Raw genomic sequence first — 16,365 nt, 5'->3', positions numbered from 1 at the left:
TGCTCAATACGCTGCGCAAGATCGGCCAGGAAGTTAACTCCGCCAAGGATCTCAAGGCGGCGTTGGGGATTATTGTGTTGCGCGTCAAAGAGGCCATGGGCAGCCAGGTCTGCTCGGTCTACCTGCTCGACCCCGAAACCAACCGCTTCGTGCTGATGGCCACCGAGGGCTTGAACAAGCGCTCGATCGGCAAGGTCAGCATGGCGCCCAACGAAGGTCTGGTTGGCCTGGTCGGCACGCGTGAAGAACCCCTTAACCTCGAAAACGCCGCGGATCACCCGCGCTATCGCTACTTCGCCGAAACCGGTGAAGAGCGTTATGCCTCGTTCCTCGGCGCCCCGATCATTCACCACCGCCGCGTCGTCGGCGTGTTGGTCATCCAGCAAAAGGAACGTCGCCAGTTCGACGAAGGTGAAGAAGCCTTCCTGGTGACCATGAGCGCCCAGCTCGCGGGCGTTATCGCCCACGCCGAGGCCACCGGTTCGATCCGGGGTCTGGGGCGTCAGGGTAAAGGCATTCAGGAAGCAAAGTTCGTCGGCGTACCCGGTTCGCCCGGTGCGGCGGTCGGTACTGCGGTGGTCATGCTGCCGCCGGCCGATCTGGACGTGGTGCCTGACAAAACCATCACCGATATCGACGCTGAACTGGGGCTGTTCAAGACCGCCATCGAAGGCGTACGCGCCGATATGCGCGCACTGTCCGCCAAACTTGCCACGCAATTGCGGCCGGAAGAGCGGGCGCTGTTCGACGTCTACCTGATGATGCTCGACGACGCTTCGCTGGGCAGCGAAGTGACGACGGTGATCAAGACCGGTCAGTGGGCCCAGGGCGCACTGCGTCAGGTGGTCACCGATCACGTCAACCGTTTCGAATTGATGGACGACGCCTACCTGCGTGAGCGCGCCTCGGACGTCAAAGACCTTGGCCGACGCCTGCTGGCTTACTTGCAGGAAGAGCGTCAGCAGACGCTGGTCTACCCCGACAACACGATTCTGATCAGCGAAGAACTGACGCCGGCGATGCTCGGCGAGGTGCCGGAAGGCAAGCTGGTGGGCCTGGTGTCGGTACTCGGTTCCGGTAACTCCCACGTGGCGATCCTGGCGCGAGCCATGGGCATCCCGACGGTGATGGGCCTGGTCGACCTGCCGTACTCCAAGGTCGACGGCATCCAGATGATTGTCGACGGCTACCACGGTGAGGTCTACACCAACCCGAGTGACGTGCTGCGCAAGCAGTTCGCCGACGTGGTCGAAGAAGAGAAGCAACTGGCGCTGGGGCTGGATGCACTGCGCGACTTGCCATGCGTGACGATCGACGGTCACCGCATGCCGCTGTGGGTCAACACCGGCCTGTTGGCGGATGTGGCGCGGGCGCAGAAGCGCGGTGCCGAAGGCGTGGGTCTGTACCGCACTGAAGTGCCGTTCATGATCAATCAGCGCTTCCCGAGCGAAAAGGAGCAGCTGGCGATTTATCGCGAGCAACTCGCGGCCTTCCATCCGCAACCGGTGACCATGCGCAGCCTGGACATCGGCGGCGACAAGTCACTGTCGTACTTCCCGATCAAGGAAGACAACCCGTTCCTTGGCTGGCGCGGAATCCGCGTGACCCTCGACCACCCGGAAATCTTCCTGGTACAAACCCGCGCCATGCTCAAGGCCAGCGAAGGCCTGAACAACCTGCGCATTCTGCTGCCGATGATCTCCGGCATTCATGAGCTGGAAGAAGCCCTGCACCTGATTCACCGCGCCTGGGGTGAAGTGCGCGACGAAGGCACCGACGTGCCGATGCCGCCGGTTGGCGTGATGATCGAGATTCCGGCAGCGGTGTATCAGACCAAGGAACTGGCGCGGCAGGTGGACTTCCTGTCGGTTGGCTCCAACGACCTGACCCAGTACCTGCTGGCCGTGGACCGTAACAACCCACGGGTAGCCGACCTTTACGATTATCTGCACCCGGCGGTGCTGCAAGCGCTGCAAAACGTGGTGCGTGACGCGCATGCCGAAGGCAAGCCAGTGAGTATCTGCGGCGAGATGGCCGGTGACCCGGCGGCAGCGGTACTGTTGATGGCGATGGGTTTCGACAGCCTGTCGATGAACGCCACGAACTTGCCGAAAGTGAAATGGATGCTGCGCCAGGTCAACCTCAGCTGGGCCAGGGATCTGCTCGCCGAGCTGATGACCATCGACAACCCGCAAGTAATCCACAGCTCACTGCAACTGGCGCTGAAGAACCTTGGGTTGGCGCGGATGATCAATCCGGCGGCGATCAAGCCGCTCTAAGCCTGTGGCGCTCCCATCGCGAGCAAGCTCGCTCCCACACTGGATCTGCTGTGAACACGCTAATTGTGAACACCAAAGATCAAATGTGGGAGCGAGCTTGCTCGCGATGAGGCCAGTGCCGACACCGCCTAATCCCTGATTTCCACTTCCCCCAAATGCCCCCCATACGGCCCGAAACTCCTTTCGACCATATGCCGCGTCCCGTCGGCCTGCACAATCAACGCCGTACTCGCTCGCGTGCCATACGTCGGGCTGGCAATAAACACACTCGACAACAAGCTCTCGGTCGCCAACCCAACCCCGGTATCCGGCAAGTCGGCGAACGGCGCCGTTTGCGGGTCGCCTAAAAGGGCCAGCAAAGCCTGCGGCTGTGGATCGCCCAGCACTTCACTTAACGCCGCCTTGGCCTTGAGCACCTTCGGCCACGGCGTATCAAGTCCGGCATTCGACAACCCATAGATCCCTGATTGCAGTTTGACTGGCCCAGGCGCGCGCGCGTTGTAGTGCCACAGCTCATGACGATTGCCGATCAGCAGATTAAACCCGGCATATTCCAGCGATCTGTCGGCAACGTCGGTCAAGTACTCAGCAATCGGCAAGTCGCCGGTGAGAAACCGCGCCACCAGTTCACCCCGCGACTTGCGCGCTGGCGGCTGGTGCGGGTTGCGGATGTTGGTCAATGCGGCAAAGCGCCCGTCGGCGCCAATGCCCAGCCAGGTGCCCCCAGCCTCCAGGTCGCGCCCGGCGTACACCTGCGGCGCTTCGGGCCATTGCGCCAACGGCAGGCTGGGGCGCGCATAGAACTCGTCGCGGTTAGCCGCAACGATCAGCGGCGTTGTGTGACCCGGCCGCCAGGCGAAGACGATCAAGCACATAGGGTTATCCCTCTTGGCTTTTTTTGCCCACTTTACGCACAGAACCGGCGGGTATCCATCGCCATCCAGTGGAGCTTGAGGCCATGCATCCGTTACCATGCCGCTGCTATTTTTGAGAAGCGGATAAGGACAGTCATGGTATTTCTGCTCTATCTGCTGCTGGGCGCCTGCGCAGGCGTGCTGGCCGGGCTGTTTGGGGTGGGTGGCGGGATCATCATCGTCCCGGTGCTGGTGTTCAGTTTCACCTTGCAGGGTTTTGATGCATCGGTGCTGACTCACCTGGCTGTCGGCACGTCGTTGGCGACGATCATCTTCACGTCGGTCAATGCGGTGCGTGAACATCAGCGCAAAGGCGCGGTGCGCTGGCCGATTTTTGTCTGGATGACCCTCGGGATTCTGATCGGCGCGGGTTTTGGCGCGCTGACTGCCGAAGGTATCTCAGGACCGAATTTGCAGAAGATCATCGGCGTATTCGCGTTGATCATTGCCGTGCAGCTTGCGCTGGAGGTCAAACCCAAGGCCAGCCGAACGGTTCCCGGCAAATTCGGCCTGACCCTGGCCGGCAGTGTGATCGGCTGGGCTTCGGCGATTTTCGGGGTTGGCGGAGGCTCGCTGACGGTGCCGTTTCTGACTTGGCGCAGTGTGCCGATGCAGCAAGCAGTGGCCACGTCTTCGGCATGTGGTCTGCCGATTGCGCTCGTCAGTGCATTAAGTTTCATGATTCTGGGCTGGCACGATCCACGCCTGCCAGCTCATAGTCTCGGGTTCATTTATTTACCGGCGCTGTTGGGCATTGCCCTGACCAGCATGGTCTTTGCCCGCATCGGTGCGCGACTGGCCCACAAGCTGTCGCCGCGATTGCTGAAAAGACTGTTTGCCGCTTTGCTGTTTTTCGTGGGTTTGAGCTTTTTGCTTTGAGCTCTTTTTGCCAGGAACGACGACGCAATCCTGGCTTAATCCAGGCGTGGCACGGTCGCGCCAGGAATTTTAGGTTTCAACTCTAACGAGGAGTCGCAATGCTGCCTTACCCGCAGATTGACCCGGTGGCCCTGGCCATCGGCCCGCTGAAAATCCACTGGTACGGCCTGATGTACCTGATCGGCATCGGCGGCGCCTGGATGCTGGCGTCGCGTCGGTTGAACCGCTTCGACCCGACCTGGACCAAGGAGAAGCTCTCCGACATGATCTTCTGGATGTCGATGGGCGTGATTGTCGGTGGCAGGCTCGGGTATGTGCTGTTTTACGATCTAAGTGCTTACCTGGCCAACCCGACGCTGATTTTTGAAGTGTGGAAGGGTGGCATGTCCTTCCATGGCGGGTTCATCGGCGTGATGCTGGCGGCCCTGTGGTTCGGCAAAAAGAACGGTAAGTCGTTCTTCCAGCTGATGGACTTCGTTGCGCCTATGGTGCCGATCGGTCTGGGTGCCGGGCGTGTCGGTAACTTCATCAATGCCGAGTTGTGGGGCAAGCCGACCGACCTGCCATGGGCGATGATCTTCCCGCCGTTCAGCGATCCAGCGCAGCTCCCGCGCCACCCGTCGCAGCTGTATCAGTTCGCCCTCGAAGGCGTGGCGTTGTTCGTCATTCTTTGGTTGTTCTCGCGCAAGCCGCGGCCGACCATGGCGGTTTCCGGGATGTTCGCGCTGTTCTACGGGATCTTCCGTTTTGTCGTCGAACTGGTGCGAGTGCCGGATGCGCAACTCGGCTATCTGGCGTTCGGCTGGGTGACCATGGGGCAGATTCTGTGCATCCCGATGATCATCGGCGGACTGTTCCTGATCTGGCTGGCGTACAACCGCGCCCCGGCAGCTCCCGCTACTCCGGCGTCTTAAAGCGCCGCGCTCCACATTCGGATCGCAGGGCTACGGCCCTGCGTTCAAGGACACAGGTAATTCATGAAGCAATATCTCGATCTGGTCGCCCATGTCATCAAGAACGGCACCAAGCAAGCCAACCGCACCGGTGTGAACACCATCAGCTTTCCCGGCGCGATGCTGCGGTATGACCTGAAAGAAGGTTTTCCGGCGATCACCACCCGCAAGATGGCCTTCAAATCGGCCATCGGCGAGATGGTCGGTTTCCTGCGGGGCGTGAACAACGCGGCTGAGTTCCGCGCGTTGGGCTGCAAGGTCTGGGACCAGAACGCCAACGAAAACGCCCAATGGCTGGCCAACCCGTTCCGTCAGGGCAAAGACGACCTGGGCGAGATCTACGGCGTGCAATGGCGCAAATGGCCGGCGTACAAACAGATCCCGGTCAGCAACCAGGCTGCCATCGAGCAGACGCTGAGCCAGGGTTATCGGCAGATCGCCGAAGGCGAAGAAGATGGCCAGGCCTATGTGGTGCTGTACAAGGCGATCGACCAGATTCGCCAGTGTGTCGACACCATCATCAAGGACCCGGGCAGCCGCCGTATCCTGTTCCACGGCTGGAACTGCGCCCAGCTCGATGAAATGGCCCTGCCGCCATGCCATCTGCTGTATCAGTTCCACCCGAACGTCGAGACCAAAGAAATCTCCCTGACGCTCTACATCCGCTCCAACGACCTGGGGCTGGGCACGCCGTTCAACCTCACCGAAGGCGCCGCGCTGCTGAGCCTGATTGGTCGCCTGACCGGTTACACGCCGCGCTGGTTCACCTATTTCATCGGTGACGCCCACGTCTACGAAAACCACCTGGACATGCTCAACGAACAGCTCAAGCGCGAGCCGTTCCCGATGCCCAAACTGGTAATTTCCGACCGTGTGCCGGAGTTCGCCAAGACTGGCGTGTACCAACCAGAGTGGCTGGAACAGATCGAACCGAGCGACTTCTCGCTGGAAGGCTACGAGCACCACGCCCCCATGACCGCGCCGATGGCGGTCTAGCCCTGAAGATGATCGTTCCCACGCTCCCGCGTGGGAACGATCAATCGTCAGCGCGGCGAATCTAAAAGCCTACATGTCAGAAAATTCATCTCCAGGGGAGAGGGTCGATAAATAGCGCCCTATAGGATGAGCTCCAGTCAGCCAATGCACGGTCTGGCAGAGCCCAACTACTGGAGAGTTCCCGATGAAATCCCTGAAAGCTTTTGTGATCGTTTCCCTGATGTGTGCTTCTGTGGCTGCGATGGCCGAAGGCGGCGGCGACAAGGTTCAGGCCCGAATGGACGCTGCACGCGATGTTGCGATGGTTCACAATCAGCAGTCTGAAAAGGCGCAGGCCGTAGCGAGCAGTCAGAAAGCGCAGTCCGACACTGTCGAACGCTCGAATTGACAGTGGGCTTGAACCGGGTCGCTGACGTGCCGTGTGGCCGCAGGACTTGGAGTAAAACAGGCGTCAAACGCCTGAAGCCCGGATAGCGGAGTGCTCCGACTGTCCGGGCGATTGCAACTACTATGATGTGTACCGCTCACCGCGTTATCGCGGCGTGGGGTTTTCTGATTATCTGAATGGCGTCTATTTGTGGAAGAACTCAATCGCAGCCTGTTTATGGCGATCAACGCCAGCGTGGATGCCTCGGCGCCAATGCGCTCTCTGGCAATGTTTCTGGCGCAGTGGCTGATCTTCTGCGTACCGCTTCTGCTGATCGGCTTGTGGTTGCGCGGGACACGCCAGCAGCGGTCGGCGGCGGTCACTGCGACGCTGAGTATTGTCTTCGCACTGGGCTGCAATCTGCTGATCAGCAGCCTTTGGTTCCACCCTCGTCCGTTCATGGTGGGGTTGGGGCAAAACTTTCTGGAGCATGCCGCTGAGTCATCGTTCCCCAGCGACCATGCCACTGTGATGTTCTCGCTGGCCTTTGGCTTGATGCTGGCCGCCTTGCGCAAGCTGGGCCTGCTGGTTCTGTTGCTGGGGGCGTTGGTTGGCTGGGCGCGTGTCTACCTGGGCGTGCACTTTCCATTCGATATTGCCGGGTCGTTGCTGGTATCGCTGGCCAGCGCCTGGCTGGTGCGGGAAGTGTTGGGCTGCAGACATCTTGGCGAGCATCTGCTCGACGTGCTTGAACGCGTGTACCAGCGAGTATTTCCAACACTCAGCCGTAGGATCTAGGGCTCGGGTATCTGTTTCATAGCCGCCGATGAGGCCTTGGAGCACGACAGGATGAACAGGTGAATCAGGCCGGATCGGTACCTCTGCGTATTCCGCGGACCATTTGGGCCTTGGGCTTTGTCAGCCTGTTCATGGATGTTTCGTCTGAGCTGGTGCACAGCCTTTTACCGGTGTTTCTGGTCACGACGCTGGGCGCGAGCGCGCTGACTGTCGGCCTCATCGAGGGCATCGCCGAGGCGACGGCGATGCTGGTCAAAGTCTTCTCGGGTGCAATCAGCGACTTTATCGGCCGGCGCAAGGGCCTGCTGTTACTGGGATACGGTTTGGCGGCGTTGACCAAACCGTTATTTCCGCTGGCTCACTCGGTGGAGGTGGTGTTCACCGCGCGTTTTCTCGATCGTATCGGCAAAGGCATTCGCGGCGCGCCGCGTGATGCCCTGGTGGCGGATGTCGCTCCGCTGGAAATTCGCGGTGCCTGTTTCGGCTTGCGCCAATCGATGGACACTGTCGGCGCCCTTGTCGGTCCTGCGCTGGCGATCATGCTGATGCTCTGGCTCGCCGATATCCAGCTTGTACTCTGGTTCGCGGTCATCCCAGCGGCCATCGCGGTAGCGTTGATTGTCACCGACGTAAAGGAGCCTGAACACGCTGCTGGCAAGCACACCTTTCGATCGCCCATTCATTGGCGAGTCCTTCACGGCTTTTCGTCCGGGTATTGGTGGGTCGTCGTCGTGGGCGGGGTGTTTACGCTGGCGCGTTTCAGCGAAGCGTTTCTGGTGTTGCGGGCGCAGCAGACTGGCTTGTCAGCCACCTGGGTACCGCTGGTGATGGTGGTCATGTCGGGGTTCTATGCGTTGTCCGCATACCCGGCCGGTTGGCTGTCTGACCGCATCAGCCGCACGAAATTGCTTTGTCTCGGTATGGGGCTGCTGGTGCTGGCGGACCTGGTGCTCGCTCAAAGCCATTCGACCCTGACGATGATGCTGGGCGTAGCCCTGTGGGGGCTGCACATGGGTTTCAGCCAAGGCATCCTCGCCACACTCATCGCCGACACCGCCCCCCACGAACTGAAAGGCACGGCGTTCGGCATTTTCAATCTGATCAGCGGCGTCTGTCTGTTGGTCGCCAGTGTTCTCGCAGGCTGGCTGTGGCAAACCGTTGGAGCGCAAAGCACGTTCATGACGGGCGCTGTGCTGGCCGGACTCTCCATGCTCTTGCTCCTGCTGCGCAGACGGGCTTAATGCCCGTGGCTTCTGCCGACATGCGAATGTTCGGTTTCACTCGCCACCACGCCGCCGCTGACTTCCAGCTGCTGCAAAATCCCGCACTGTTCGATATCCGGCCGTTCGCTGCAGCTCTGGCGCAGCTCAAGCAGCTGTGTCTGCAAGGCCAGTAAACCGTCGATCCGCGCCTTGACGTGGTGGATGTGCTCGTCGATCAGCGCGTTGACGCTTTCGCATTGGTCCTGCGGGCTGTCACGCAGGCTGAGCAGGCTGCGAATTTCTTCGAGGGTCATGTCGAGGGTGCGGCAGTTGCGGATGAAAGTCAGGCGCTCGGTGTGGGCCTGAGTGTACAAGCGGTAATTGCCCTCACTGCGGGCAGGCTCCGGTAACAGACCTTCGCGCTCGTAATAACGGATGGTTTCGACCTGGCAGTCGGTCAGTTTCGCCAATTCACCGATCTTCATTGCGTCAGTCTCCAAAAGGTTGCTTGACCCTATAGTGGCTACAGGGTCTTTACTTGGCAACAGGCACTTTTTGGACGCGACCTTATGAGCAATTCCCAGCACACCCACAAACCCCACGCTGATCACGATCACGATCACGATCACGATCACGATCACGATCACGATCACAGCCACGGGCAAAAACTTCAGCCGGTTCAGAAACACGATCACGCCAGTCACGGCGGTTCTTGCTGTTCCAGCACGGCGGCGCCTTCATTGATCAAACTCAGTGAAACGCCGACCGCCGGTGCACGCTTGAGCCGTTTTCGCATCGACGCCATGGACTGCCCGACCGAGCAGACGCTGATCCAGAACAAACTCGGCAAGCTTGCGGGTGTGCAGCAACTGGAATTCAACCTGATCAACCGCGTGCTGGGCGTAACCCACGATCTGCCGACGACTGCGCCGATCATCGACGCCATCAAGTCGATCGGCATGTTGGCCGAACCCATTGAGCAGGGCGCGGATGCGCAAGCCAGCCCGGCACCGGTGAAAAAGCCCTGGTGGCCGTTGGCGGTGTCGGGTATCGGCGCCTTGGCGGCCGAAGTGATTCACTTCACCAACGCCGCGCCGACCTGGGTGGTGGCCATCGTTGCGCTGATCTCGATCCTCAGCGGAGGTTTGGGTACCTATAAAAAGGGCTGGATCGCCCTGAAGAACTTCAACCTGAATATCAACGCGCTGATGAGTATCGCGGTGACCGGTGCCGTGCTGATCGGCCAGTGGCCGGAAGCGGCGATGGTGATGTTCCTGTTCACCGTGGCCGAGTTGATCGAAGCCAAATCCCTGGACCGCGCGCGCAATGCAATCAGCGGTCTGATGCAGATGGCCCCCGAGCAAGCCACTGTGCAACAGGCCGACGGCAGTTGGCTGGAGCAGGAAGTTAAAACCATCGAGTTGGGTGCGCGGGTGCGGGTTCGTCCCGGCGAACGTATTGGTCTGGACGGCGAAGTGCTGTCCGGCAGCTCGACCATCGACCAGGCGCCGATCACTGGCGAAAGCCTGCCCGTCGAGAAAACCGTCGGCGACAAAGTTTTCGCCGGGACCATCAACCAGGCCGGTTCGCTGGAGTTCAAAGTCACCGCCGCTGCCAACAACTCGACCCTGGCGCGGATCATTCATGCCGTGGAAGCAGCCCAAGGTGCGCGGGCGCCGACCCAGCGCTTCGTCGACCGCTTCTCGAAAATCTACACGCCGGTGGTGTTTATCTTCGCTTTGACCGTGGCGCTGATCCCGCCGCTGTTTATGGGCGCGGCCTGGTTCGACTGGATCTACCGCGCACTGGTATTGCTGGTGGTCGCGTGCCCCTGCGCGCTGGTGATTTCCACCCCGGTAACCATCGTCAGCGGTCTGGCGGCGGCAGCGCGCAAAGGCATCCTGATCAAGGGCGGCGTGTACCTGGAGGGTGGTCACAAACTGGATTACCTGGCGCTGGACAAGACCGGCACCATCACCCACGGCAAACCGGTGCAGACCGATTACCTGTCCCTGGACCCAACGGTCGAAAACACCGCGCAGGTTCTGGCCGCCAGCCTGGCCGGGCGTTCGGATCACCCGGTATCGCTGGCCATCGCCAACGCGGTTGTGGATAAACAGCTGTCGCTGCTCGCTGTGGATAACTTCGAAGCGCTGGCCGGCCGTGGTGTCCGCGGTGAAATCAACGGTCAGGTTTACCACTTGGGTAACCACCGTTTGGTGGAAGAGCTGGGCCTGTGCTCGCCAGCCCTGGAAGAGAAACTGTTTGCCCTCGAAGAACAGGGCAAGACTGTGGTGTTGTTGCTCGATACCTCTGGCCCACTGGCGCTGTTCGCAGTGGCCGATACGGTCAAGGCATCCAGCCGCGAAGCTATCCAGCAGTTGCATGACCTGGGCATCAAGACCTTGATGCTGACCGGCGACAACCCGCACACCGCTCGGGCGATTGCCGCTCAGGTGGGCATCGATCAGGCGCAAGGCGACCTGCTGCCGACCGACAAGCTCAAGGCTATCGAAGGCTTGTACGCTCAAGGACATCGGGTTGGTATGGTCGGCGACGGCATCAACGATGCGCCGGCGCTGGCCCGCGCGCAGATCGGTTTTGCCATGGCCGCCGCCGGCACCGATACCGCGATTGAGACTGCCGATGTCGCCCTGATGGACGACGATCTGCGCAAGATTCCGGCGTTTATCCGCTTGTCGCGGCAGACCTCGAATATCCTTACACAAAATATCGCCTTGGCATTGGTCATCAAGGCGATCTTTCTTGGGGTAACCTTCGTGGGTCTCGCCACCATGTGGATGGCGGTGTTTGCCGACATGGGCGTGGCCCTGCTGGTGGTGTTCAACGGTCTGCGCCTGTTGCGCAAATAATCGATGCGAGGGTTAAGTGCTGAGTGCCGAGCTGAAGGCTTTTTACATGGTCGCGCGTTTGGGCAGCATTACCCTCGCGGCGAAAAAGCTCGGCCTGAGCCAACCCACGGTGACGACGCAGATTCGTCATCTGGAAAGCCAGTATTCGGTTGAACTGTTCTATCGCGGCGGTCGTCGGCTGACAGTCAGTGAGGACGGCGCCCGATTGTTGCCGATGGTCAAAACGCTGTTGCAACAGGAAGCCGATATCGAGTTTTTCTTGCGCAACAGCGGCCAGGTTCAAGGCGCGCTGCGCATCGCCGCCACCGCGCCGTATTACATCCTCGATCTGGTGAAAACCTTCCGCGAGCGCCTGCCGCACGTGGAGGTCTCGGTAGAAATCGGTAACTCCCAGCAGGTGCTCGAATCCCTTGAGGAATACCGGGTAGACATCGCCGCGTCATCGCAATTGCTCGACGACTCGCGGTTGATCCGCCGCGTGCTGGGCAGCGATCCGCTGGTGTTGGCGGTGCACCGTAACCATCCGCTGGCGGTACATGATCATGTGCCGCTGAGTGCTTTGGTCGGACACACCCTGTTGATGCGTGAAACCGGCTCGACCACCCGTCGCCTGACTGAAGAGTTGCTGGCGACCGCCGGAGTGAGTTTCGGTCCGTTGCTGGAGATCGGCAGTCGTGAGTCGATCCGTGAAGCGGTGCTGCGCAATATTGGCATCAGCATCATCGCCCGCCAGGAAGTGCCCCATGACCCGCAACTGCGGGTGCTGACCCTCGAAAACGCGCCGCAGATCCCCGAATACCTGTACTGCCTCAAAGAGCGCAAAGGCGCACGTCTGCCGGCGGCGTTTCTCGGATTGGCCCAGGAAATGGCCCCCGCCTAGGATCTTCATCGCCAGCCATGGCCTCATCGCGAGCAAGCTCGCTCCCACAGGGGAACGTGGTCAACTGTGGGAGCGAGCTTGCTCGCGATGGCGTCAGCCCATGCAACATATGACTTGAACCAAAATCCCCGAATACCACTATCGGCAGCTTTTGCCTCGTTGCCACATGACGGACGCATTACAAACCTAGGATGGCCTTCATCTGCTTGATGAGGTCCGTCCATGAACAACCCGAACGCAACTGCCCAGGTCTTCCCCGGCGCGCCGATGAAGGTGCGCGGTATCGAGAAACGCTTCGGCGCCTTCACTGCGCTGGATAACGTTTCGCTGGATGTCGCCGCGGGTGAACTGGTGTGCCTGCTCGGGCCTTCCGGCTGCGGCAAAACCACCTTGCTGCGGTGCATCGCCGGCCTCGAACGTCAGGATCGCGGCGAGTTGTACCTGGGTGATCGGGACGTTTCCCTGCTGGCACCGCAAGCTCGGGACTACGGCATTCTGTTCCAGTCCTACGCGCTGTTCCCCAACCTCACCGTCGAAGCCAACATTGCCTACGGCCTGGCCGGCAGTGGCCGGGAGGAAGTGCGCAAGCGCGTGGCGCAAATGCTCGAACTGGTTGGCCTGATCGGCAGCGAAAAGAAATACCCCGGCCAATTGTCCGGCGGTCAGCAACAGCGCGTAGCACTGGCCCGGGCCTTGGCGCCGGCACCGTCATTGTTGCTGCTGGACGAGCCGATGTCGGCCCTCGACGCCCGGGTTCGTGAGCATCTGTGCACCGAGTTGCGCCAATTGCAGCGCAACCTTGGCATCACCACGTTGATGGTCACCCACAACCAGGATGAGGCCATGCTGATGGCCGACCGCATCGCCGTGATGAACAACGGCAAGGTCGAGCAATACGCCACGCCGCAGGAAATCTACAACCGACCGGCCACGCCGTTTGTTGCCGAGTTCGTCGGGCAGGGCAACTGGCTGCCGTTTCAGCGCAGCAGCGACAGCCATGCGCAAGTCGGCGGGATGAATGTGCGTCTGGCCGACAACTGCGGCAAAGCCGCTTCGGGCCGACTGTTCTGCCGCCCGGAAGCGATCAGCGTCAACCCGCCGGTGCACGAGGAAAACCTGTTCCCGGCCAAGGTTCGTGAAATCACCTTTCTCGGCAATCGTTGCCGGATGAGTTTCGAGTTAAACCAACTGCCCGGCCATGCACTGCTCGCCGAACTCGCGCCCGAAGCCATGCCGCGCCTCGGCGCTCAGGACATCATGGTCGCCTTGCCACCGCGCAGCTTGCAGGTGTTTGCCTGATGAGCGCGCAGATCGTCCTGCCGATACCGCGCAAGCAGGTTCGGCGGACGTCCCGCGCCGAAATCGGCGACCGGGTGTTCGTGGTCGGCGGCAAAGTGCTGCTGCTGTGTCTGCTCAGCGTCGCGGTATTGATGCCGCTGCTGGCGATCTTCTGGCGCGGCTTCAGCAGCGACGCCGGGCAGGGTGGTGGATTAGTTGCCGCCCGCGAACTGCTGACCAGCGACAACTTCCACTGGTTACTGGGTAATAGTCTGAAAGTCTCTCTCAGTGTGGCGGCCATCGTTGTGCCGCTGGCCTACCTGTTTGCCTACGCGCTGCAACGCACACTGATTCCCGGCAAGGCGATCTGGCGCGGCATGTCGCTGTTGCCATTGATGGCACCGTCGATGCTGCCGGGTATCGCGTTGGTCTACCTGTTCGGTAACCAGGGCATGTTGCGCGGGCTGCTGTCGGACAACATTTACGGCTTCTGGGGCATTGTCCTCGGCGAAGTGATTTACACCTTTCCCCACGCCTTGATGATCCTGCTGTCGGCGCTGTCGCTGGCCGATGCGCGTTTGTTCGATGCGGCGTCGAGCATGGGCGCCAGTCCGGCCAAGGCGTTTCGCAGCATCACCTGGCCGGCGACCCGGCAAGCGGTGTTCGCGGCGTTTTGTCTGGTGTTTACCCTGACCATCACCGATTTCGGTGTGCCGGTGGTGGTCGGCGGCGACTACCAAGTGCTGGCGCTGGAAGCCTACAAAGCCGTGGTCGGCCAGCAGCAATTCGGTCGCGGTGCACTGATCGGTATGGTGTTGCTGCTGCCGGCACTGTTCAGCTTCGGTGTTGACGCCTGGTTGCGCCGTCGTCACGGCGACTCCATGAGCGGTCGGGCACAAGTCTTTCAACCCGCACCGTCGCGGCTGCGCGATGGTTGCTACCTGACCATCGTCCTGTTGATCTGCGCCGCGCTGCTGCTGGTGTTCGGTATGGCGGTGTACTCGTCGCTGGTGAAGTTCTGGCCGTACAACCTGTCGCTGTCACTCAACCACTACCAGTTCGGCGACACCGCCGGTGGCGGCTGGCTGGCTTACAGCAACAGCGTGAAGATGGCGTTGTGCACGGCGTTGATCGGCAGCGGTTTGATTTTCACCGGCGCCTATCTGATGGAGAAAACCCGGGGTCAGCGCGGCTTGAACCTGCTGCTGCGGATGCTCAGCTTCGTGCCGATGGCGGTACCGGGTTTGGTGCTGGGCTTGGGTTACGTGTTCTTCTTCAACCTGACCGGCAACCCGCTGCATGTGTTCTACGGGACCATGACCCTGCTGGTGGTCTGCACCATTGCTCATTATTTGACCACCGCGCAAATGACCGCCACCACCGCGCTGCGTCAGCTCGACGCCGAGTTCGAAGCTGCCGCGTTGTCGCTCAAAGCACCGCTGTACCGCCACTACCTGCGTGTCACCGTGCCGATCTGTCTGCCGGCGCTGCTGGATATCGTGCGCTATCTGTTCGTCTCGGCGATGACCACGGTGTCGGCGGCGATTTTCCTCTACAGCCCCGACACCATCCTCGCGGCGGTGGCGGTGCTGAACATGGACGACGCCGGCAACGTCGGCGGCGCGGCGGCCATGTCGACTTTGATTCTGTTCACCTCGGCGGGCGTTTCCCTGCTCCTGGCCTGGGCCTCGCGCGGCTTGCTGCGCCGCTCCCAGGCCTGGCGGCAAACCGCGCCCGGCAACTGATCCCACTCACACCCAACCACTCTGATCCGCACTTAAAAGGAACCGCACCATGTTCAAGCCCCTGGCTCTTGCCGCTGCTGTCCTCTCTGCTTTCAGCCTGAATGCTTTCGCGGCAAAAACCGAGTTGATGGTCTACACCGCCCTGGAAGCCGAGCAGCTGAAGTCCTACAAAGAAGCGTTCGAAAAGGCCAATCCGGACATCGAGATCAAGTGGGTGCGCGATTCCACCGGGATCATCACCGCCAAACTGCTGGCCGAAAAAGCCCGCCCGCAGGCTGACGCGGTCTGGGGCCTGGCCGCGTCCAGCCTGGCGATTCTCGATCAGCAAGGCATGCTGCAAAGCTACGCGCCGAAAGACCTCGGCAAGATCGGCAGCAACTACCGCGACGCCGCCAACCCACCGGCCTGGGTTGGCATGGACGTGTGGGCGGCAACCATTTGCTTCAACACCGTCGAAGCCGAGAAACAGGGCCTGACCAAACCGGTGAGCTGGCAGGACCTGACCAAGCCTGAATACAAAGGCAAGATCGTCATGCCGAACCCGGCGTCGTCCGGCACCGGTTTCCTCGATGTCAGCGCCTGGCTGCAAACCTTCGGCGAGAAGCAGGGCTGGCAGTACATGGACGCGCTGCACCAGAACATCGGCCAGTATGTTCACTCCGGTTCCAAGCCATGCAAGCTGGCCGCTTCCGGCGAATTCCCGATCGGCATCTCCTTCGAATACCCGGCCGTGCAGTTGAAGCGCCAGGGCGCACCGCTGGACATCATCCTGCCGAAAGAAGGCCTGGGCTGGGAAATCGAAGCCACCGCCGTGATCAAGGGCACTCCGCATGAAGACGCGGCGAAGAAACTCGCCGACTTCTCCGCCAGCCCGGCGGCCATGGAGCTGTACAAGGAAAACTTCGCCGTACTTGCCCAGCCCGGCATCGCCAAGCCACAGACCGAATTGCCGGCCGATTACGAACAACGCCTGATCAAGAACGACTTCGCCTGGGCCTCGAAAAACCGCGACGAAATCCTCACCGAATGGCGCAAGCGCTATGACGGCAAGTCCGAGAAGGTGGTTGCCAAGTAAGTATTTCTTCGACCGATAGGGCCTCTTCGCGAGCAAGCCCGCTCCCACATTAGATCTCCTTTGAACGGGATATCGGGATTCAACCCGATCAAGTGTGGGAGCGGGCTTGCTCGCGAAAGCGGTCTC

Annotated in this window: 14 protein-coding genes; 12 read left to right on the top strand and 2 right to left on the bottom strand. The window is 60.8% G+C overall.

From position 1 onward, the window contains the following. Positions 1 to 2,279 (top strand): phosphoenolpyruvate--protein phosphotransferase (gene ptsP / locus ACIPIN_RS17110; RefSeq protein WP_401120399.1); only part of this gene is annotated, 2,279 nt, incomplete at its 5' end. A 128-nt stretch (positions 2,280 to 2,407) separates the two neighbouring features. Here ptsP and ACIPIN_RS17105 read toward each other — a convergent pair. Then, complete coding sequence (locus ACIPIN_RS17105; RefSeq protein WP_401120398.1) at positions 2,408 to 3,154, bottom strand: NRDE family protein; 747 nt, start codon at positions 3,152 to 3,154, stop codon at positions 2,408 to 2,410. 135 nt (positions 3,155 to 3,289) lie between these two features. On the opposite strand from ACIPIN_RS17105, the gene ACIPIN_RS17100 reads away from it, so the two are divergent. The 6 genes from ACIPIN_RS17100 to ACIPIN_RS17075 all read left to right on the top strand — a co-directional run bounded on the left by ACIPIN_RS17100 (position 3,290) and on the right by ACIPIN_RS17075 (position 8,427). Continuing rightward, positions 3,290 to 4,072 (top strand): sulfite exporter TauE/SafE family protein, encoded by a 783-nt coding sequence (locus ACIPIN_RS17100; RefSeq protein ID WP_401120396.1) that lies wholly within the window; start codon positions 3,290 to 3,292, stop codon positions 4,070 to 4,072. Between the two features lie 98 nt (positions 4,073 to 4,170). Then, entirely contained in the window at positions 4,171 to 4,986 is an 816-nt protein-coding gene (gene lgt / locus ACIPIN_RS17095; protein WP_401120395.1) for a prolipoprotein diacylglyceryl transferase, read from the top strand. Positions 4,987 to 5,049: 63 nt separating this feature from the next. Beyond that, entirely contained in the window at positions 5,050 to 6,021 is a 972-nt protein-coding gene (locus ACIPIN_RS17090) for a thymidylate synthase (protein WP_401120394.1), read from the top strand. A gap of 184 nt (positions 6,022 to 6,205) precedes the next feature. Further along, positions 6,206 to 6,409: a co-regulatory protein PtrA N-terminal domain-containing protein gene (locus ACIPIN_RS17085; RefSeq protein WP_401120393.1), complete on the top strand. Its 204-nt coding sequence runs from the start codon at positions 6,206 to 6,208 to the stop codon at positions 6,407 to 6,409. Positions 6,410 to 6,598: 189 nt separating this feature from the next. Continuing rightward, positions 6,599 to 7,186, top strand: a complete 588-nt coding sequence (locus tag ACIPIN_RS17080) for an undecaprenyl-diphosphatase (RefSeq protein ID WP_401120391.1) — start codon at positions 6,599 to 6,601, stop codon at positions 7,184 to 7,186. A 59-nt stretch (positions 7,187 to 7,245) separates the two neighbouring features. Further along, positions 7,246 to 8,427: an MFS transporter gene (locus tag ACIPIN_RS17075; protein ID WP_401120389.1), complete on the top strand. Its 1,182-nt coding sequence runs from the start codon at positions 7,246 to 7,248 to the stop codon at positions 8,425 to 8,427. Here ACIPIN_RS17075 and cadR read toward each other — a convergent pair. Then, positions 8,424 to 8,873: a Cd(II)/Pb(II)-responsive transcriptional regulator gene (cadR, locus tag ACIPIN_RS17070; protein ID WP_401120387.1), complete on the bottom strand. Its 450-nt coding sequence runs from the start codon at positions 8,871 to 8,873 to the stop codon at positions 8,424 to 8,426. The genes ACIPIN_RS17075 and cadR overlap by 4 nt on opposite strands. An 84-nt stretch (positions 8,874 to 8,957) precedes the next feature. On the opposite strand from cadR, the gene ACIPIN_RS17065 reads away from it, so the two are divergent. From ACIPIN_RS17065 to ACIPIN_RS17045, 5 genes are all read left to right on the top strand, one after another. Further along, positions 8,958 to 11,261, top strand: coding sequence for a heavy metal translocating P-type ATPase (locus ACIPIN_RS17065; RefSeq protein ID WP_401120386.1), 2,304 nt, complete (start codon positions 8,958 to 8,960; stop codon positions 11,259 to 11,261). 16 nt (positions 11,262 to 11,277) lie between these two features. Then, entirely contained in the window at positions 11,278 to 12,141 is an 864-nt protein-coding gene (locus ACIPIN_RS17060) for a LysR family transcriptional regulator (protein WP_401120384.1), read from the top strand. Positions 12,142 to 12,363: 222 nt separating this feature from the next. After that, positions 12,364 to 13,440 (top strand): putative 2-aminoethylphosphonate ABC transporter ATP-binding protein, encoded by a 1,077-nt coding sequence (locus tag ACIPIN_RS17055; RefSeq protein ID WP_401120383.1) that lies wholly within the window; start codon positions 12,364 to 12,366, stop codon positions 13,438 to 13,440. Then, on the top strand, positions 13,440 to 15,164 hold the full coding sequence (locus ACIPIN_RS17050) for a putative 2-aminoethylphosphonate ABC transporter permease subunit (protein ID WP_401120381.1): 1,725 nt from the start codon (positions 13,440 to 13,442) through the stop codon (positions 15,162 to 15,164). Before ACIPIN_RS17055 ends, ACIPIN_RS17050 begins: the two co-directional genes overlap by 1 nt. Positions 15,165 to 15,213: 49 nt before the next feature. Then, entirely contained in the window at positions 15,214 to 16,239 is a 1,026-nt protein-coding gene (locus tag ACIPIN_RS17045) for a putative 2-aminoethylphosphonate ABC transporter substrate-binding protein (RefSeq protein WP_401120380.1), read from the top strand. Positions 16,240 to 16,365: the final 126 nt, after the last annotated feature.

This window comes from Pseudomonas sp. NPDC087697 (assembly GCF_044743155.1).
Classification (GTDB): Bacteria; Pseudomonadota; Gammaproteobacteria; order Pseudomonadales; family Pseudomonadaceae; genus Aquipseudomonas.
Note: the sequence above shows the minus strand (reverse complement) of the source record. Positions and strands in the feature narration are given on the sequence as shown.